Consider the following 18,931-nt stretch of genomic DNA (forward strand, 5'->3'; position numbering starts at 1 on the left):
TAATTACACGCATGTTCTTCGTCAAGGCGACACGCCGAGTGGCTTGTGAGAATCTTGTGGTCTGTGTTCCCTGATGTGATGAGAGTGGTTAGGCTCATCCCCTGTGACGTCTGATAGCGGGGAGGTCGGTCACGTGCGTAGTCGCAACAAGACCTGGGCGCCTGTGGTGGGTGGCGTGTTCATCAGCGTGCTCGCGGGTCTTGTTGTGGCGCCTGTCATCGTCCCGGCCGCTGCGGAGCGGAGCTTCCCCACGGAGCAGGACATTGACGACGCGCGCGAGTCCGAGCGTCAGGCCGAGCATGCGGTAGCCGCGACAGAGGGACGCCTCGCGTCGATCAACGCCGAACTCGACCAGCTGCGAGTGGATGTCGCCAAGGCGGGTGAGAATTACAACGGCGCCCGGTTGGCTCTCGAGGAGGCCGAAGAAGCCGAGGACAGCAGCCGGCGTAACGCTGAACGCGCCGAGGACCGAGCCGAGGAAGCTCGCGACGTGCTCGGCCAGGTGGTGGCTGCTTCCTACCGGCAAGGCGGCGACCTGGCCCGCATCGGCATCATCTTGTCGGCCGAGGACAGCACCGAGCTCTACGACAGCTTCGCCGCGTTCCGTTCCGTCACGGAGTCACAGGCCGGCGCGTTCCAGCGGGCGACGGTCAAGACCGCGATTGCCGAAGAAGCCGCGGCCGACGCCCAGTTGGCTCTGGAAGAGCGCCAGCGTGCCACGGAAGCGGCGGAGGAAGCGTTCCAAGCTGCCGCGCGGTTGGCCGAACAGCACGAGGCGGCCGCAGCCGCGGCGGAGGCCGAGCGGCAGGAGCTGATCGGCGAACTGGCGGCCGCGCGTGGAACCACTGTGGCCCTCGAAGAAGAGCGTCAGCAAGCGATCGCGGACGAGGAAGCCGCTGAGCGTGAGCGCGAGGCTCGGGAAGACCGGCAAGACCGGGAAGACCGGGAAGAGGTGGAGGACCCGCAGCCAACCACCGAGCCGACCCGGGAGCCGACCAGCGATCCGGACGAAGACTCCGACGAAGACCGAAACGAGCCGACGCCGACCCAGACACCGTCCTCCTCGCCCACACCCACGTCAACCCCGACTCCGACTCCGACACAATCGCCTACGCCCACCCAGACCCCCACGCGCACCCCGACTCCGACGCCCACCCCCACTCCGACACAGCCGCCGCAACAACCTGACGGGGCCGAGGCCGCCATCGAGTACGCCAGGCAGCAGATCGGTAAGCCGTACGAGTGGGGTGGATCCGGTCCACATGGCTTCGACTGCTCCGGATTGACGATGCGCGCCTGGCAAGCCGGAGGCAAGAGCCTTCCGCATTGGAGCGTTGCACAGGCCCAGCAGGTCACCCGGATTCCCTATTCGCAGATCGAGCGCGGAGACCTGATCTTCTGGTCGGACAACGGTCAGGCATCAGGGGTGTATCACGTCGGCCTGTACATCGGTGGCGGGCAGATGATCCACGCTCCCCGCCCGGGCAAGAACGTCGAGGTCCAGAGCGTCTTCTACTGGCGTGACCCGGCTTTCTACGGCCGGGTGTGAATCTGAGCCGAGTCCCGGCCGGATGCGAAGCGGGCCGGAGTGGTGCCCACGTATCGTCTGAAGTGGCGAGTGAAATGGGACTGGTCGTAGAAGCCGGCCGCGAGGGCGACTTCCGACGGGCGTTGCCCGGCCAGCAGCAGCCTGCGCGCGATGTCGATGCGCCGGCCAGTCAGGTACAGATGTGGCGGTAACCCGAAGGACATCGTGAACGAGCGCACCAGGTGCGCCGGATGAGCGTGCAGGTGCTCAGCCGCGTCCGCGAGAGTCAACCCGGTGGTCGTCCGCGCGTCGAGCAGATCGCGTAGCTGCCCGGCGAGGCGCTGCGGGGCGGGCGCGTAGCGGCGGGTCGCCGCCGGAGCCAGGTGGCGCAGATGGCGGCGCAACCTTTCCCGGATGAACGCCAGTCGGCTCTCCGCCTCGAAGGCATCACCTGGATGTGACAGCGACACATGTAGCTGGTGGATCCGGTGCCAGAGAACGGCGTCGTCGAATCCCGGCGAGTCCACGGCCGCGCCGACCAGGCCGCTGCCCAGGACGGACGGCTCCAGGTACAGCACGCGCTTGCGGAACCCGTGCGCGGTGGCCGAGCGGCCGTCGTGGGGCACGTCAGGCGGCAGCACGGTGACCATCGAGCCGGCGGTGCCGTGCTGCTGGCGGTCCAGGTCGAAGCGGATCGCGCCGTCGTCGACGATCAACAGGGTCCACGCGCTGTGAGTGTGGACCGGATAGATGTGATCGACGAAATGCGCATGGAAAACCTCGGCGATGCCGGGCACCGCCGGTCGCCAGGCCGTGGGCCGGCCGCGCTGCGAACCCGCCTCGTCCACGCAAAGAACGTACAAGACCGGCAGGGTTAGCGGCCAGCAGAGTTGAGGCAGGGTTCCGCGGTGCCTTCCGGTGAATCCCGGATGGCGGTGCCCTTTAAGTCAGATTGGCACGAGTAGGAGATGAGTACGGTGGCAGAGCAAATCCGATTCGACACGAAGATCGCCGTGCTGCTGCGCGACGACCTCGAGACCTGGCAGCGGCTCAATGTCACGGCGTTCATGATCAGTGGCGTGGCCAGTGCGGACACCGAGCTGATCGGTGAGCCGTACGAAGACGCGGACGGCACGCGTTATCTCTCCATGTTCCGCCAGCCGGTGCTGATCTTCTCCGGCTCGAAGGAGACGCTCACCAGCGCTCACACCAAGGCGCTCAGCCGCGGTCTGAGATTCGCGGTCTTCACCGCCGACCTGTTCACCACCGGCAACGACCGTGACAATCGGGCCGCTGTACGCGCCGTCGCCCGCGACCAGCTGGACCTGGTCGGGCTGGCGCTTCACGGTCCGAAGAACATGGTTGACAAGATACTCAAAGGTGCCGAACTGCACAGATGAGGCCGACCTCGTCAGTGACTTGCGTTCTTGGCGCGTTCGTAAGAAGCGCGGATCTCCTCCTCAGCGGCGGCCCGGTCTACCCACGACGCCCCTTCCACCGACTTGCCGGGCTCGAGATCCTTGTACACCTCGAAGAAGTGCTGGATCTCGAGGCGATCGAACTCGGGCAGATCGCCGATGTCGATGAACGGGTCTTTGCGAGGATCGTCCGACGGCACACACAGCACTTTGTCGTCGCCCCCGGCCTCGTCCGTCATCCGGAACATGGCTATTGCCCGGCAGCGGATCAAGCAGCCCGGGAAGGTCGGCTCTTCGATGAACACCAGGGCGTCGAGCGGATCACCGTCCAACCCGAGAGTGTTGTCGATGAAGCCGTAGTCGTGTGGGTAGCGTGTTGACGTGAACAGCCTCCTGTCGAGCCGGATCCGGCCGGTGTCGTGATCCATCTCGTACTTGTTCCGGCTGCCTGCCGGGATCTCGATGGTGACGTCGAACTCCACGGTCGCGCCCTTCTGGTTGCCGCTGCTGCTCATGATGCCAGTGTCCCGTACCTTGGCACATGACGGATCATTGGTGGGTGTTCTGTTCGTCACCATCTTGTGAGTTGCCACGATGAGCAATGAGAACGGTCCGCCCGGGCGGGCCCGATTCCGGCGCGCCAAGCCTCGTCGTGTCAAGTTGTGGGTCGCCGTTTCCGTCGCGGCCACAGCTGTGTTGGTCAGCGCGGTGCTGGTGGGCACCGGCCAGCTGACGCCCACGGATGGCCCCCCGAAGGCGTCGCAGCAGCTCGACAAGGCTCTGGCGGCATCGTGGGAGCCGGCCGAGGCAGTGCTGGCGGCTGCCGGACCGGATGCCGACACCGGCGCCGATCTCAGCAACCGGCTCGCGTCGCTGGCCGGAGCGTCCGAGCTCGGGGGAAACGTCGGGGCCGTCGTGATCGACTTGGGATCCGGAGCCACGATCTACGAGTCCAACGCCACGGATGCGTTCGTCCCGGCCAGCACCATGAAAATCCTCACGTCGGTGGCTGTTCTGGACGTGCTTGGCCCTGACCACCGGTTCGAGACCAAGACCGTGCTGGTCGACGACGACGCGGGAGAGGTCACCATCGCACTCGTCGGCGGGGGCGACCCGATGCTGGCCTCCACCGACGACGGCGCCGTGAGCGCTGCCTCCGCGAGCCTCGAAGGGCTGGCCGCCGCTACCGCGGAAGCGGTGGCCGAGACAGGCGCCGAGTCGGTGCGGCTGACCTTCGACGACAGCCTGTTCACCGGTCCGGCCATCGATCCCGACTGGCTGCCAACCTACGTTCCCAATGGCGTTGTCGCCCCAGTGAGCGCATTGGCCGCCGATGGCGGCCGGATCCGAGCGGGGTTTCGCGACCGCGCTGACGATCCTGCCCTGAGCGCCGCCGAACTCTTCGCCGGCTTTCTCGCCGATCACGACGTCCCGGTGGCGGACGCGTCGCCAGAGCGGACCGACGCCGGAGCCGATCTTCCCGAGCTGGCAGCTGTCGCGTCGCCGCCACTGTCCGCGATCGTGGAGCACGTGATGCGTACCAGTGACAACGACGCCGCCGAGGTCCTGGGCCGGCACGTGGCGTTGGGCCTCGGGCGTCCTGCGACGTCGAACGAAGCTGGTGAGGCCACCGTCGAGGTGCTAGCCGGGCTCGGCATCGAGCCCGGCGGACTGGACATCCGTGACGGCAGCGGGCTAGCCCGTGGAAACGCGGCCACAGCTGCTGCCCTGACTAGTGCGCTCGGTCGGGCGGCTGATCCGGACCACCCGGATCTACGCACCGTGCTGGCCGGGCTGCCGGTGGCCGGCTTCACCGGGACGCTGGCGGAGCGTGCGCCGGACGGGAGCGCCGGATACGTTCGCGCCAAGACCGGTACGCTCACCGGCGTGCACAGCCTGGCCGGTCTGGCCGTGGCACCCGACGGCGCGGCGTACATATTCGCCATCCTGGCCGACGACGCTGACGACGCACTTGCCGCGCGGGCAGCGCTGGACCGGTTCGCCGCCGCCCTCGTCTCCTGAAACGCTGGCATCTAGGCACAGCAGGTGGTCGAGGAACCGGCTCTCACGTAGCGTGAAGGCATGTCGACTCGCGATTCGGGCCCTGAGCTCGTCGATTGGGATCTTGCTGCCAGGACGGGCAAACGCCTTGCCGGGTCGGGGCCTCAGGTCAATGCCATGGAAGCCCAGGAAACCGTCGCGGAACTGCATAGGTTCGCGAGCAAGGCCGAAGGCTATGTCCAGGAGGTGACCGGTCTCGACGGGTCTGCTGTGGTCGCGCCGGTCATGGTCGTCGACCGTGGAGGTTGGGTGACGGCCAACACCGAGAGTCTGCGGACCGTCGTCGCTCCGCTGACCGAGAAGATCCACGAAGCCCGGCAGGGCCGCAGCTTCGGACCGCTCGACTACATCGGTCCCAAAGCCACTGGGATGGAGACGGGAGCTTTCCTGGCTTTCATCGCCGGCCGGGTGCTGGGACAGTTCGACCCGTTCTACAACGGCGCCAACGCAGCGGCTGAGTCAGGGCGGCTGCTGCTGGTCGCGCCCAACGTCGTGCACGTCGAGCGCGAGCTCGACGTTGTGCCCCGCGATTTCCGGCTGTGGGTGTGCCTGCATGAGGAGACCCACCGCGTGCAGTTCACCGCGGTGCCGTGGCTCCGGGAGCACCTCAAGGCGGAGATCAAGGAGTTCGTGGCGTCCACCCAGGTGGACGCCAGCGTCCTGACCGCAAATGTCCGAGAAGTCCTCCAAGCCTTGATCCGCGCGGTGCGGGGGGAGGGCGATGGACTGAACCTCTTGGATGTTCTACAGACGCCGGAGCAGAAGGCGATCGTCAAGCGCGTCACCGCGTTGATGTCGTTGCTGGAGGGGCACGCCGACGTCGTGATGGATCGCGTCGGACCGGAGGTCATTCCCACCGTCGACACCATCCGGCGGCGTTTCCAGCAGCGCCGCCGCGGGAACTCCGGCGTTGACCGCGCTGTGCGACGGGTGCTGGGAATGGAGGCGAAGATGCGTCAGTACCGCGACGGCGCCGCCTTCGTCAACGCGGTCGTCGAGCTCGTCGGCATGGACGGATTCAACCGGATCTGGGAATCTGCGGAGACGCTGCCCACGCCGGGGGAGATCGCAGAACCGCGGCAATGGGTCGACCGGGTACACGGAAGCGCGGCGTGAGTGGTTGAACGTCGAGGGGACGCGCCGCATCTGCTCGTACGGCGCGCCGTTCGCGATGAGCTGGCTGATGTTCTCAATGAGCACGCGTCGGTCGCTGCCCGCCGCGAGGCGTCTCTGGAACGCCCGTGCGTCCTGGTCGCCTGCTCCGGTGGCGCCGACTCGCTATCACTCGCGGCTGCCCTGGCGCATGAGGCTCCGCGAGCCGGGATCCTCGCGGGCGGGGTGAGCGTCGATCACGGTCTGCAGGAAGGTTCGGCGCATCGGGCCCGCGCGGTGGCGGCCGCGCTGGCGGGTATGGGCCTCGAGCCGGTCGAGACGGTGCACGTACGCATCGGTCGCAGTCCGGCCGGTCCGGAAGCCAGCGCACGCTCCGCGCGATACGCAGTGCTCGACCATGCGGCCACCCGGCACGGAGCCGATGCGGTGTTCCTCGGGCACACGTTGGAGGATCAGGCAGAGACAGTTCTGCTCGGCCTGGCCCGGGGGTCGGGGGCGCGTTCGCTGGCGGGGATGGCAACGCGGCTCGGACTGTACAGGCGTCCTTTGTTGCGCCTGTCTCGAGGGATCGTCCGGGCTGCCGTCCCACCCGGATTGGAGCCATGGGAAGACCCCCACAACGTGGACCCCGCTTATGCCCGTGCCCGGGTGCGGCACCGTGTGCTGCCGGTTCTGGAGAAAGAACTCGGGCCCGGTATCACCGCCGCGCTGGCCCGCACCGGTGAGTTGCTCCGGGCCGATGCCGAGGCCTTGGATGTGCTCGCTGATCAGGCGCTGCAAGCCGCCACTCGGCCGGCTCCCGGATCGTCGCCGGGTTCGGCGTATGACATCGGTCACCTTTCGGGCCTGCCGCAAGCAGTGCGCTGGCGGGTGCTGCGCACGGCCGCGATCTCGGCGGGCTGCCCGCCTACCGACCTGACCGCCGCGCACGCAGAGGCGGTTGACAAGCTGCTCACGGCGTGGCACGGGCAGAAAGGGGTGGACTTGCCCGGCGCCGTCAGGGCGAGCCGGCGACGCGGCGTCCTGACCTTCGGGCCGCTCCCAGGGTCCTGATCCGGGCACCGGTTTCGGGCCGGCATGTCACTCCCGGCAGACTGGGAGCGGCACCGTATGGCAGGCTTCTTTTCGTGGATCCGCAGCATATTGACGGCGATCTCGAGAAGGTCGTCCTTTCCGAGCAGGAAATCCAGAGTCGGCTGGCCGAGATGGCCGCGGACATCCAGAGAGACTACGAGGGCAAGGACGTACTGCTCGTAGGCGTGCTCAAGGGTGCGGTCATGGTGATGGCCGACTTGTCTCGCCACCTTTCACGTCACGTCGAGATCGACTGGATGGACGTCTCCTCATACGGCTCAGGCACCCGCTCCAGTGGTGTTGTGCGGATTATCAAGGATCTGGACGCGGACATCTCCGGGCGCCATGTCCTCGTGGTCGAGGACATCATCGACACCGGCCTCACGCTCTCGTGGCTGGTCTCCAATCTCCGGTCCCGGGGGCCCGCTTCGGTGGAGATCTGCACCATGTTGCGCAAGCCGGAGGCGGCGAAGACCGACGTGGACGTGAAGTACGTCGGTTTCGACATCCCGAACTCGTTCGTCGTGGGTTACGGACTTGATTACGCCGAGCGATACCGCAATCTCCGGGTCGTCGCGACCCTCGCGCCCCATATGTATTCGTGACGTGCGGGTAAGGCCCTGTGCGAATGGTCGCGGCAATGCTGTGCAGGGTATCGTCGTAACGATCCGACACCTTGGGATGTGTGCGGCCTACCGCTATGTCGTGCCAGCCGGAGGTGGACCCGACTCAGCAGGAGGAACGGGGTCCTGACCCCGCATCATGAACGCTAAGCGATTTCTCCGACCGGCGATATGGTTCATCATGTTCGTCCTCGTGGCGGTCATGCTGAACAACTTCCTGTCCAATGGCGACAGCCCGGAGCATGTCGATACTGCCCGCGCGATACATGAGGTCGAGGACGGCAATGTCTCGTCGGCCTTGATCATCGGTGGTGACGTCCAGCGGATCGAGCTGACCCTCAACGACGGCGAAGAGATCTGGGCGTACTACGTCGAGGGTCAGGACCTCGAACTCGAGAGTGAGCTGCGCCAGCAGGCCCGCGACGGCACATTGGCCGAGGGCTACGACGTCGACATTCCGCAGTCCAACCCATGGATGGCGGTGCTGGGTACGGTCCTGCCGCTGCTGCTGCTCGTCGCGCTGATCATCTTCTTCATCAGCCGCATGCAGGGCGCCGGCGGGCGGATGATGCAGTTCGGTAAGAACAAGGCCAAGCTCGCCTCGAAGGACGCGCCGAAGACGACGTTCGCCGACGTCGCCGGTGCCAACGAGGCCATCGAAGAACTGCACGAGATCAAAGAGTTCTTGCAGGAGCCCGCGAAGTTCCAGGCCGTCGGGGCCAAGATTCCCAAGGGTGTTCTGCTCTACGGCCCGCCCGGCACCGGTAAGACACTGCTCGCCCGGGCTGTCGCCGGTGAAGCCGGTGTGCCGTTCTACTCGATCTCGGGTTCGGACTTCGTCGAGATGTTCGTCGGTGTAGGTGCTTCGCGGGTCCGTGACCTCTTCAAGGAGGCCAAGGAGAACGCACCGGCCATCGTCTTCGTCGACGAGATCGACGCCGTCGGGCGGCACCGTGGCGCCGGCATGGGCGGCGGGCACGACGAGCGTGAGCAGACGCTGAACCAGCTTCTCGTGGAGATGGACGGCTTCGACGTCAAGACCAACGTGATCTTGATCGCGGCTACCAACCGGCCGGACATTCTCGACCCGGCGCTGCTGCGGCCGGGCCGGTTCGATCGCCAGATCACCGTGGCCGCTCCTGATCTCGACGGCCGGCGCAAAATCCTCGAGGTCCACGCCCGTGGCAAGCCGCTGGCACCTGATGTCGACCTCATGACGGTCGCTCGCCGTACGCCGGGTTTCAGCGGTGCTGACCTCGCCAACGTGTTGAACGAAGCCGCGCTGCTGAGTGCCCGCAACGACGCCAAGGTCATCACGCCCAAGTTCATGGACGAAGCGATCGATCGGGTCATCGCGGGTCCGCAGAAGAGTTCGCGGCTGATGAAGGACGAAGAGAAGCGCATCACCGCATACCACGAGGGCGGCCACGCTCTGGTAGCGGCGGCGCTGCACCACACCGACCCCGTTCACAAAGTGACGATCCTGCCCCGCGGCGGTGCGCTCGGCTACACCATGGTGCTGCCTGACGAGGACAAGTACTCCACCACGCGCAACGAGATGCTCGACCAGCTCGCCTACATGATGGGCGGGCGAGCAGCCGAAGAGCTCGTGTTCCACGACCCCACAACCGGCGCGGCCAACGACATCGACAAAGCCACCACCTTGGCCCGGCGGATGGTGACCCAGTACGGCATGACCGAGCGGCTGGGTGCCATCAAGTTCGGCTCCGACAGCTCCGAGCCGTTCCTCGGCAAGGAGATGGGCCATCAGCGCGACTACTCCGAAGAGGTCGCGGGGCAGGTGGACGAAGAGGTCCGCAAGCTGATCGAGACCGCCCACCAAGAGGCGTTCGACATACTTGTGGAGAACCGCGACATCCTCGACTCGCTGGTGGTCGCGTTGCTCGAGCGTGAGACCCTCAACAAGGAAGAGGTCGCCGAACTCTTCCTGGAGGTCCGCAAACTCGGGCGTCGCCCGGCCTGGACCGGGTCAGCCACACGTAAGCCGTCCGAGCTCGGTCCTGTCGATGTTCCGGTGAAGATCTCCAGCAACGGCTCCGAAGCAGACCACAGCGAAGAAACGGCCACAGTGGGAGCCGACCAGCCTAGCCTCGGTGGGAGCGGGTCGGCCGACGAGACATCCGGGAGCTGATCTCGTGGGCGAGGTTCCGGCGCGCGCTCAGGCCGCGGGCGGCGCGTTCGATCACGCGAGGGTCGAACAAGCCGTCCGCGAACTCCTTGCGGGCATCGGCGAGGACCCCGAGCGTGAAGGGCTACTGGACACGCCCGCCCGGGTAGCCCGCGCCTATGAGGAGATGTTCCGTGGCCTCGGCCAGGACCCAGCACAGGCTTTGACCACGACTTTCGAGCTCGGGCACGACGAACTCATCCTGGTCAAGGACATCGAGCTGGCCTCCATGTGTGAGCATCACCTGGTGCCGTTCTACGGGTATGCCCACGTCGGCTACATCCCGGGTGACGACGGCCGGATCACCGGCCTGTCGAAGCTGGCCCGGCTGGTAGACGTGTTTGCCAAGCGGCCCCAGGTTCAAGAGCGGCTGACCACCCAGGTGGCGGACTCTATGGTGGACCTGCTCAAGCCGACCGGAGTCATCGTGGTCGTCGAGGCGGAACACCTGTGTATGACGATGCGCGGGGTCCGCAAGCCCGGATCCAAGACCGTCACGAGCGCCGTACGCGGGCAGTTGCGTGATCCTGCGACGCGTTCGGAAGCAATGAGCCTGATCATCGGCCGGTAGCCGTGCCGGTAGGCCGTTCTGGCTCGGCTGCCGCGGTGGCTGTGGCTGCCGTCGCGGTTGCTTGTTCGGTCAACCAGTCGCGCATCACGCCCAACACCCGGGCGACCTCGCGGCTGGCGCCAGGGCTCTCGATCTCATGGAAAGGCTGCACCTTGATCGATCCATGGGGAGTGCTCAGCCGGACGTATCGAGCCAGGCTCGCTGATGGTGAAAGTCGAAGCCGAATGTGATGCAGGCCAGCACGGATCCAGAACCATCGGTCCGGACAGCTGTCGCCGATGATCCGGGTCATGGTCTCGCCCGCGGTTTTCGGATCGCCCTCCGGATGCCACATCTCATACCTCGGCATGTCTGGTGAGCGGAGCATCCCTGCCTCATCCCGCAACCACAGGGCCAAGGCCTCGAAGGTGGCCGGCTCGTCGGCCACACCGATGTCAATGACGTCAACTGGCACCGGTGCGCCCAGGAGATTTGCGGCCGCCAAGCCCTCGAAGCGATATTCCAGCCTGGACATCCAGGTCAAGTACTCCCATGCGGCGGCCGCTTCGCATGCTCCTATCGGCTCCGCGGCCTGGCGCTCGATCGCCGCCCTGACATCGGCGTTCAACAACTCGAGGTCGACCCGAAGTTGTCGCCCGGCGGCAGCCAGCACTATTTCTAGCGTCGCTATCGTCGGAACACGACGCCCGCGTTCGTAGTGCGACAACGTGTACCGGCTGATACCCGCACGGGCGGCCAGCTCGACCTGTGTCAGGCCGGCGGAGTGCCGGGCTTCGAGGATCAAGGAGGCCGCTTCCATGCCCCGAGCATGCCGGTCTGCCACGGCATCGGCCAAGGGCTTGTCGCTAGCCTGTGGATAACTCGTGAGACCTGGCTACCGCACTTCGAAGTCGGTGACACGGAGGCCAACAGTTGGCGTCTATGTCACCGAACCCGAAGGGGTGTGTGTCTCACTCCGGTGTCGCACGACCCGCAGCTGTCTACCTGGACATGTCTGCTGGGTATGTCTGCTGGGGTCGGGTCAGAGGATGGGGGCAGGTGTATAGGCTGCGGCTTCGGGGTAAGCCGCCGCGACGTCCTCTACCCGTTGGAGGACCTGCGCGACCTGGGTGGTGGCTGCGCCAGTGAAGGTCAGCGGGGAGCCGACCAGCGCGTCGAGCTGGTCGTGGCTGATGTTCAGACGAGTGTCGGCCGCCAGCCGGTCGAGGAGGTCGTTGCGTTCTGCGCCACGCTCACGCATGTCTAGTGCGACATCCACGGCGTGCTTCTTGATCGCTTCATGGGCGGTCTCGCGCCCGACACCTGCCTTGACGGCCGCCATCAGGACGGCCGTGGTGGCCAGGAAGGGCAGGTAGCGGTCGAGTTCGCGGCCGATGACGGCGGGGTATGCGCCGAACTCGTCCAGCACGGTCAGGAAGGTCTCGAACAGCCCGTCGACAGCGAAGAAGCCATCGGGCAATGCGACCCGGCGGACCACCGAGCAGAAGACGTCGCCTTCGTTCCATTGAGCTCCCGAGAGCTCCGCTGCCATTGACGCATATCCGCGAAGTACGACGGCGAGGCCGTTGACCCGTTCACAGGAGCGGGTGTTCATCTTGTGCGGCATCGCGCTGGAGCCCACCTGACCGGCCTGGAAACCTTCGGTGGCGAGTTCGTGACCGGCCATCAACCGGATGGTGACCGCCAGGCTGGACGGACCGGCTGCCACCTGGACGAGCGCCGACAATACGTCGTGGTCGAGCGAGCGGGGATAGACCTGGCCGACGCTACTCAACACCCGGGTGAAGCCGAGGTGAGCCGCGATCCGGTGCTCGAGTTCGGCCAAGCGCGCCGGGTCGCCGCCAAGGAGGTTCAGCATGTCCTGGGCGGTGCCGACCGGGCCCTTGATCCCCCGCAGCGGATAGCGGCTGATCAACTCGTTCACCCGCTCGTATGCCACGAGCAGTTCGTCGGCCGCGGTGGCGAAACGCTTGCCCAACGTGGTGGCTTGGGCGGCAACGTTGTGGCTGCGCCCGGCCAGGACCAGGTCTGAGTATTCGCCGGCCCTGGCTGCCAGCCGCACGAGTGTCGAGACCATCCGGTCACGGACGTGCTCCAGAGACAGCCGGATCTGTAGCTGTTCGACGTTCTCTGTGAGATCGCGGCTGGTCATGCCTTTGTGGATATGCTCATATCCGGCGAGGGCGTTGAACTCCTCGATCCGCGCCTTGACGTCGTGCCGGGTGATCCGCTCGCGGGTAGCGATGCTCTCGAGATCTACATCGTGAAGTACCGCCTCGTAGGCGTCGATGGCGCCCTCGGGGACCTCCACACCGAGGTCGCGCTGGGTACGCAAGACCGCCAACCAGAGCTGACGCTCCAGAACGACCTTCTGTTCTGCCGACCAGAGCCGGGTGAGTTCTGGTGAGGCGTAGCGGGCGGCGAGGACATTGCGAACGACTGATTTCTCGGGCACGACGCCTATTCTCCCGTACCGAGTTCCGAGCAGCGGATACGGTGCCGATGTCGGCACCGATCGTGGGTAAGGTCGTGAGGACACAGGTATCTGAAGTCGTCACAGCCGGACGAAAGGGCAAAGCGCGTGAACCGTCCGATTCGCATCGGTGTCCAGATTCAGCCGCAGCACGCGGACTACAAGCGGATCCGTATGGCGGTGGTCGAAGCTGAGGAAACTGGCGTTGACATCATCTTCAACTGGGACCACTTCTTCCCCCTCAGCGGCGACTCCGAAGGTCTGCACTTCGAGTGCTGGACCATGCTCGGTGCCTGGGCCGAGTTGACGAGTCGCGCCGAAATCGGCGCCCTCGTCACCTGCAACAGCTATCGAAATCCCGATCTGCTGGCTGACATGGCGCGTACCGTCGATCACATGAGCAACGGCCGGCTGATCCTCGGCATCGGCGCCGGCTGGTTTCAGCGAGACTACGACGAGTACGGCTACGAATTCGGCACACCGGGCACTCGGCTGGCCGACCTCGCGCAGGCGCTGCCCCGGATTCGTGCCCGGTGGCGCAAGCTCAATCCGCTTCCCACACGCAACATCCCGATCCTCATCGGGGGTGGTGGCGAGCGTAAGACATTACGAATGGTCGCCGAGCACGCCGATATCTGGCACAGCTTCTCGGACGTGAACGCGTTGGTCCGTAAGAGCCGGATTCTGGCCGACCACTGCGTAGATGTGCGCCGCGACCGGAACACCATCGAGAGGTCAGTAGCGGTGCCTGCCCTCGGCAAGACCCCTCCGGCGTCGTTTGCCCGCCCGCTGATCGAATCCGGCGCCACATTGTTCACCATCGGCGTATCGGGGCCGGACTTCAACCTGGATTCGGTGCGCGAGTGGGTGGCCTGGCGTGATCAATACAACGCAGCCAACCGATAGAGTGCGGTCAGAGACATGATCGCCAGGCGCGTTATCGAGGGCTTGGTGCTGCCTCGATGATGTAGAAGCCCACCTTTGGTGGGAGCGGCACAAACCGGGTGATCTCGAATCCCGCGCCCGCGCACAGTTCGGTGAATTCCGCTCGCGTGCGCTCGCGGCCCCCGAGGTTCACGAGCATGTTGAGATCGCTGAGGTATATACCGGGCCGGGCATCCGGTGGCACTACATCTGGCAGAACTGGCTCGATGATCAGCAGCCGGCCATGTTCGGGTGCGGCGGCACGGCAGTTCCGAAGGATCAGGCTCGCGTCGGCGTCGTTCCAGTCGTGGACGATGCTCTTGAGTAGATAGAGGTCTGCTCCGTGAGGCACGCTGTCGAAGAAGTCTCCATGTTCGACACCAGCTCTTCGCGCGAGTCCAGCCTCGTCGAGCGTGTCAGGAGCCTGAGCGGCGCCGCTGGGGGTGTCGTACACCGTGCCGTGGAGGTGCGGATGGCTGGTCAGAATGGCTGATAACAGCGTTGCGTCGCCTCCTCCAACATCAACGACGGTCTCGTAGCTGCCGAAGTCGTAATGTCCGGGCAGCGTGGCACCAACGGCACGGGTGGCCTGACTCATCGAGGTGTTGAACAAGGCGGAAAGCTCTGGCTGCCCGGCCAGATGGTCGAAGAAGGGCGCGCCAAAGACATCGTTGAACTGGGGTTCGCCGGTCTGCATCGCGGTGTCCAGCCGGTTCCATGCGCCCAGCATCACGGGATCGGTGAACATTCGGGCGAAGCCATGCAGTGAGGCAGGGTGATCGCGGCGCAGCAGGTTCCCGGCTTCGGTAAGCGCGAACTGATCTGATTGGTCTTCGGCGCACAACCCCAGCGCGGCCAGTGCCCGAAGCAGTCGAGTCATCGACTGGGACGGTACGCCGCATCGCTCGGCGACGTCCTCGGCCGCGGTCGGGCCATCACCTAGCGTGTCGGGGACGCCCATGCGGGTCGCGGTAGCGATGACCTGAGCTGCCATGCCACCGAGAATGGAGCGCATGGCAGTGGTCCGAGCGTCGGCTGTACGAACTGTTTGCTCGGAAGCGGGCGGCTGATTCATATCCAGGTCCCCATCGTCGGGTGCTAGAGCCGGCCCGCATCGATGATGCGGGCCAAGAACTGCCTGGTGCGTGCTTCGATCGGATCGCCGAGTACCTGCGCGGGCGGGCCATGTTCGAGGACAACACCTTGGTCGAGGAAACACACGTGATCGGCCACCTGTTTGGCGAACCCCATCTCGTGGGTGGCCATGAGGATGGTCATACCTTGCTCGGCCAGTTCCCGGACGAGACGCAGGACATCTCCGACCAGTTCGGGGTCCAGCGCGCTGGTGATCTCATCCAGGAGCAGCAGCCGCGGATCGGTGGCCAGGGCCCGGACAATGGCCGCTCGCTGCTGCTGGCCTCCGGACAGCCGGTCGGGGTACTCACCAGCTTTGTCGCTCAGTCCAACTCGCTGGAGCAGTTCGCGGGCGCGTTCCTCGGCCTCATCCCGGGATGCGCCGTGGACCACGCGGGGGGCGAGAGTGATGTTGTCCAGGACGGTCATGTGTGGGAATAGGTTGTAAGCCTGAAACACCACGCCGATCCGCCGGCGAACGTGATCGGGGTCGACCCGAGGATCGGTGATGTCCTCACCATCGAGGCTGATCACGCCGTCGTCGATCACCTCGAGCAGGTTGACGCAGCGCATGAGTGTCGACTTGCCGGACCCGGACGATCCGATCACGGTCACGACTTGATGCTCGGCGACGTCCAGGCTGATGCCACGCAGCACCTGATGGTCCCCGAAGAACTTGACGACCCCGTCGATGGACAACACAGGCATGCGCGGACTCACACCAGACCTCCGGCTTGCTGGCGGCGAGCCGCCCGATTGGTCACCCAGTCCGCGATCCGCGCCGAAGGTACAGCCAACAGGACGAAAAGCAGCCCGGCCATCACATAGGGGGTGAAGTTGAACGTCTGCGCGACCTCGATCTGGGCACGCCGGATGGCATCCACCGCGCCGAGTACCGAGATCAGCCCCACGTCCTTCTGGAGTGCCACGAAATCATTGAGCAGCGGCGGTGTGACTTTGCGGACCGCTTGTGGCAAAACGACGATCCGCATGGTCTGCCGGTAGGTCAGGCCGAGCGAACGAGCCGCCGAGCGCTGGCTCGGATGGACCGCTTCGATTCCGGCTCGGAACACCTCCGCGACATACGCCGAGTAGGTGAGCACTAGCGCGATCGTCCCGAGCACAGCGGCACTGCTGGGCACCCAGTCGAGCCGCAGCGCCGGCAAACCGAACCCCACGAGGTACAACACGATCAGCAGCGGCATGCCGCGGAACAGATCCGTGTAAAGGGTGGCCATCAGCCGCAAAGGAAGAAAGATCGGCCCGCGCAACGTCCGTAAGAGCGCCAGCGCGAGCGCAACCACGACCACCGCCACGGCGGCCACCACCAGGACTCGGATATTCAGCCACAGTCCTTCGAGGACAGTCGGCAGGACCTCCCAGCCGTACGAGAAGTCGAAAAACGTAGCTCTGGTCCGCTCCCAGCCGGGTGCGTTGGTGACCGTGAGATAGGCGACAACGGCGAACACGAGTGTGCTGAGCAGGGCGACCGCCGTCGATCGCCTGGCCCGCGACTGGCGGTACTGCCGCCGTTTCTGCTCGAGCTCGCTCGGCTCGAACGTGGATGTGGTACTCAACTAGCCGTCAGGATAGTTCTGGCGCGTCGGCTACCTCGGCCAGCCATTCCTGCTTGAGAGCGTCGAGCGTGCCGTCTTCGCGCAGGGAGTCCACGGCCTGGGTGACACACTCGGTGAGCGCGCTGTCCTTGTCCAGCAGTAGACCGAACTGCTCCGGCTCGCCGCCGGCGTCCGGCAGCTGGCCGACGATCACACCGTTTTCGATCTCTACTGCTGTCATGTAGAACGCAGTGGGCAAGTCGACTACGAGTCCGTCGATCTGGCCGTTGTCCAGGGCGAGCTTGGCGTCGTCGTTGGTGTTGAAGACCGACGGTTCGTTGTCGAGTTCGATGGCGGATTCCAGCGCCTGCAGGCTCGTGGTGCCCACTTGGGCGCCCAGGCGCAGGTCACGGAGCTCTTCGAGCGAAGCCGCGTCCGCGGCCGGGTTGCCCTCGACGGCGATCACCGTCTGGGCGACGTCGTAGTACGACGACGAGAAGTCCACGGCGGCCTTGCGCTCTTCGGTGATGGAGAACTGGCTGACGGCGAAGTCGAAGTCTTTCGGCCCGGGCTGGATGGCGGCATTGAAGTCGACCCGAGTCCAGGTGACGTCGTCAGCGGTGAAGCCGAGCCGTTCGGCCACCGCATACGTCACCGCGCCTTCGAAACCTTCGCCGTTCTCCGGTTCGTTGCCGACGATCCACGGCTCGTAGGAGGGTTGTCCGGTCGCGGGGGTCAGGGTGCCGGGCGTCAGTGTCTCGAGGCTTTCCGGCGTGCACTGATCATTTTCGTCTACTGTGGAGTCGGCCGCGTCGTCGCCGGACGATGCGGCGGTCCCGTCGTCGTCGGACCCGCAGGCGGCGACGAGTAGCAGTGCGGTTATCGGCAGACTGGCAAGAAAAGCTCGAGACAAACGTGGCATACCGGAGATGGTATCTGGCATGTCCAAATACTGGTCCACTGGTTTCGAATTTCGAGAATTTGCGATGCGCGGAGACGAGCACCCGGGAGGAGTGGGACGGGCGTCGTCCCTGCTTTGGGCGGCCGTTCAGGCCAGCCGGTACGCTGCGATGCGTGACTGCACCGCCGCTTCCGGGCTACCGGCACGTCTACTCGGGCAAAGTCCGTGACTTATACGAGCCCGAGGACGACAACAGCAGGCTGTTGATCGTCGCCAGCGACCGGATCTCCGCGTATGACTACGTGCTCGCTTCGCCGATTCCCGACAAGGGACGCGTCCTCACCGCGATGTCGTTGTGGTGGTTCGAACAACTTGCCGATGTGCTGCCGAACCACGTCGTGTCCGCCGACGTTCCGGACGCCGTGGCCGGGCGCGGCGTCCTGGTGGAAAAGCTCACGATGGTGCCGGTGGAGTGCATCGCACGTGGGTATCTGACCGGTTCCGGGCTGGTCGAGTACCGGCAGAGCGAAACCGTGAGCGGCATCGCGCTGCCGGCCGGTCTGGTCGACGGCTCCCGGCTCGACGAGCCGATCTTCACACCGACGACGAAGGCGGAGATCGGCGAACACGACGAGAGCGTGGACTTCTCTTACGTGGAGAAGGCCGCCGGTACGGAACTCGCGAACAAGCTACGGCAGCTGACCCTGGAGATCTATTCACGCGGTGAGGCGATTGCCCGTCAACGTGGCATCGTCCTCGCCGACACGAAGGTCGAGTTCGGACTGCGCGCCGACGGCACGGTGGTGCTGGCCGACGAAGTCCTGACGCCGGACTCCTCGCGGTTCTGGCCGCTCGACTCGTGGCAGCCGGGCCGCGCTCAGCCGTCGTTCGACAAGCAGTTCGTACGCGATTGGCTCACCTCGGCATCGTCGGGCTGGAACCGCGCGAGCGGTGAGCCTCCTCCGCCGCTGCCCGATGAGATAGTGCAGCGCACCCGCGCGCGCTATGTCGAAGCCTACGAGCGCCTGACCGGTCACGCGTTCGTTTGACGTATCCTTGCTGTGCCCAAGTCTCTTAAGCCGCGCAAGGAGCGTCTGCCCGTGGCACGTGTCGTCGTCGACGTCATGCTCAAGCCCGAAATCCTCGACCCTCAAGGCAAAGCCGTACACGGTGCCCTGAACCGCCTGGGCTTCGACGGTGTTGCCGCGGTGCGGCAGGGGAAGCGGTTCGAAATCGAACTCGAGGGGATAGCCACCCCTGAGGTGGTCGCAGAGATCGAGCGAGCCGCGTCCACGCTGCTTTCCAACCCGGTCATCGAAGACTTCTCGCTAAGAGTCGAACCGTGACCGCTGGTATCAGAGCGGCGA

Annotated in this window: 19 protein-coding genes; 11 read left to right on the plus strand and 8 right to left on the minus strand. The window is 65.5% G+C overall.

Features of this window, described 5'->3' with window-relative positions:
• Positions 1–133: 133 nt before the first annotated feature.
• Positions 134–1,549 carry an NlpC/P60 family protein gene (locus F7O44_RS32145; RefSeq protein WP_162453480.1) on the plus strand — a complete coding sequence of 472 codons (1,416 nt, stop codon included), beginning with the start codon at positions 134–136 and terminating at the stop codon, positions 1,547–1,549.
• Here F7O44_RS32145 and F7O44_RS27275 read toward each other — a convergent pair.
• Positions 1,534–2,376, minus strand: coding sequence for a helix-turn-helix domain-containing protein (locus F7O44_RS27275; protein WP_162453481.1), 843 nt, complete (start codon positions 2,374–2,376; stop codon positions 1,534–1,536). The genes F7O44_RS32145 and F7O44_RS27275 overlap by 16 nt on opposite strands.
• A gap of 120 nt (positions 2,377–2,496) precedes the next feature.
• Here F7O44_RS27275 and F7O44_RS27280 point away from each other — a divergent pair, with 120 nt between their 5' ends.
• Positions 2,497–2,928 (plus strand): DUF2000 domain-containing protein, encoded by a 432-nt coding sequence (locus F7O44_RS27280; RefSeq protein WP_162453482.1) that lies wholly within the window; start codon positions 2,497–2,499, stop codon positions 2,926–2,928.
• Positions 2,929–2,939: 11 nt separating this feature from the next.
• On the opposite strand, the gene F7O44_RS27285 is transcribed toward F7O44_RS27280, so the two are convergent.
• Complete coding sequence (locus F7O44_RS27285) at positions 2,940–3,428, minus strand: inorganic diphosphatase (protein WP_162453539.1); 489 nt, start codon at positions 3,426–3,428, stop codon at positions 2,940–2,942.
• 112 nt (positions 3,429–3,540) lie between these two features.
• Between F7O44_RS27285 and dacB the strand changes: the two genes are divergently transcribed.
• The 6 genes from dacB to folE all read left to right on the plus strand — a co-directional run bounded on the left by dacB (position 3,541) and on the right by folE (position 10,576).
• Positions 3,541–4,968 carry a D-alanyl-D-alanine carboxypeptidase/D-alanyl-D-alanine endopeptidase gene (dacB, locus tag F7O44_RS27290; RefSeq protein ID WP_162453483.1) on the plus strand — a complete coding sequence of 476 codons (1,428 nt, stop codon included), beginning with the start codon at positions 3,541–3,543 and terminating at the stop codon, positions 4,966–4,968.
• A 60-nt stretch (positions 4,969–5,028) separates the two neighbouring features.
• The gene (locus F7O44_RS27295; RefSeq protein WP_162453484.1) at positions 5,029–6,123 is read left to right on the plus strand and encodes a zinc-dependent metalloprotease; all 1,095 of its coding nucleotides are present in this window, start codon (positions 5,029–5,031) and stop codon (positions 6,121–6,123) included.
• Positions 6,124–7,173, plus strand: coding sequence for a tRNA lysidine(34) synthetase TilS (tilS, locus tag F7O44_RS27300; RefSeq protein ID WP_222851758.1), 1,050 nt, complete (start codon positions 6,124–6,126; stop codon positions 7,171–7,173).
• A 74-nt stretch (positions 7,174–7,247) separates the two neighbouring features.
• Positions 7,248–7,799, plus strand: a complete 552-nt coding sequence (gene hpt / locus F7O44_RS27305; RefSeq protein ID WP_162453485.1) for a hypoxanthine phosphoribosyltransferase — start codon at positions 7,248–7,250, stop codon at positions 7,797–7,799.
• A gap of 157 nt (positions 7,800–7,956) precedes the next feature.
• A complete protein-coding gene (ftsH, locus tag F7O44_RS27310) occupies positions 7,957–9,969 on the plus strand; it encodes an ATP-dependent zinc metalloprotease FtsH (protein WP_162453486.1) in 2,013 nt (670 codons plus the stop codon).
• A 4-nt stretch (positions 9,970–9,973) separates the two neighbouring features.
• Positions 9,974–10,576: a GTP cyclohydrolase I FolE gene (folE, locus tag F7O44_RS27315; protein WP_162453487.1), complete on the plus strand. Its 603-nt coding sequence runs from the start codon at positions 9,974–9,976 to the stop codon at positions 10,574–10,576.
• Here the strand turns inward: folE and F7O44_RS27320 are convergent.
• Positions 10,563–11,375 carry a helix-turn-helix domain-containing protein gene (locus F7O44_RS27320; RefSeq protein WP_162453488.1) on the minus strand — a complete coding sequence of 271 codons (813 nt, stop codon included), beginning with the start codon at positions 11,373–11,375 and terminating at the stop codon, positions 10,563–10,565. The two genes, folE and F7O44_RS27320, sit on opposite strands and share 14 nt — an antisense overlap.
• A 222-nt stretch (positions 11,376–11,597) precedes the next feature.
• Complete coding sequence (purB, locus tag F7O44_RS27325) at positions 11,598–13,031, minus strand: adenylosuccinate lyase (protein WP_162453489.1); 1,434 nt, start codon at positions 13,029–13,031, stop codon at positions 11,598–11,600.
• Positions 13,032–13,157: 126 nt separating this feature from the next.
• Between purB and F7O44_RS27330 the strand changes: the two genes are divergently transcribed.
• Positions 13,158–13,955 carry an LLM class F420-dependent oxidoreductase gene (locus tag F7O44_RS27330; RefSeq protein ID WP_162453490.1) on the plus strand — a complete coding sequence of 266 codons (798 nt, stop codon included), beginning with the start codon at positions 13,158–13,160 and terminating at the stop codon, positions 13,953–13,955.
• 31 nt (positions 13,956–13,986) lie between these two features.
• Here F7O44_RS27330 and F7O44_RS27335 read toward each other — a convergent pair whose 3' ends face one another.
• Genes F7O44_RS27335 through F7O44_RS27350 form a run of 4 tightly spaced genes read right to left on the minus strand, consistent with a single transcriptional unit; the run spans position 13,987 to position 17,585 of the window.
• Positions 13,987–15,048 (minus strand): methyltransferase, encoded by a 1,062-nt coding sequence (locus F7O44_RS27335; protein WP_162453491.1) that lies wholly within the window; start codon positions 15,046–15,048, stop codon positions 13,987–13,989.
• Positions 15,049–15,071: 23 nt separating this feature from the next.
• Complete coding sequence (locus tag F7O44_RS27340) at positions 15,072–15,815, minus strand: amino acid ABC transporter ATP-binding protein (protein ID WP_162453492.1); 744 nt, start codon at positions 15,813–15,815, stop codon at positions 15,072–15,074.
• An 8-nt stretch (positions 15,816–15,823) separates the two neighbouring features.
• Positions 15,824–16,684: an amino acid ABC transporter permease gene (locus F7O44_RS27345; protein ID WP_162453493.1), complete on the minus strand. Its 861-nt coding sequence runs from the start codon at positions 16,682–16,684 to the stop codon at positions 15,824–15,826.
• Positions 16,685–16,691: 7 nt separating this feature from the next.
• On the minus strand, positions 16,692–17,585 hold the full coding sequence (locus F7O44_RS27350; protein ID WP_162453494.1) for an ABC transporter substrate-binding protein: 894 nt from the start codon (positions 17,583–17,585) through the stop codon (positions 16,692–16,694).
• Between the two features lie 152 nt (positions 17,586–17,737).
• On the opposite strand from F7O44_RS27350, the gene F7O44_RS27355 reads away from it, so the two are divergent.
• Both F7O44_RS27355 and purS read left to right on the plus strand, forming a co-directional pair.
• A complete protein-coding gene (locus F7O44_RS27355) occupies positions 17,738–18,613 on the plus strand; it encodes a phosphoribosylaminoimidazolesuccinocarboxamide synthase (RefSeq protein WP_343073930.1) in 876 nt (291 codons plus the stop codon).
• A gap of 51 nt (positions 18,614–18,664) precedes the next feature.
• Positions 18,665–18,910: a phosphoribosylformylglycinamidine synthase subunit PurS gene (gene purS, locus F7O44_RS27360; protein ID WP_162453496.1), complete on the plus strand. Its 246-nt coding sequence runs from the start codon at positions 18,665–18,667 to the stop codon at positions 18,908–18,910.
• The last annotated feature ends 21 nt before the right edge of the window (positions 18,911–18,931 follow it).

Source organism: Phytoactinopolyspora mesophila (genome assembly GCF_010122465.1).
GTDB lineage: Bacteria > Actinomycetota > Actinomycetes > Jiangellales > Jiangellaceae > Phytoactinopolyspora > Phytoactinopolyspora mesophila.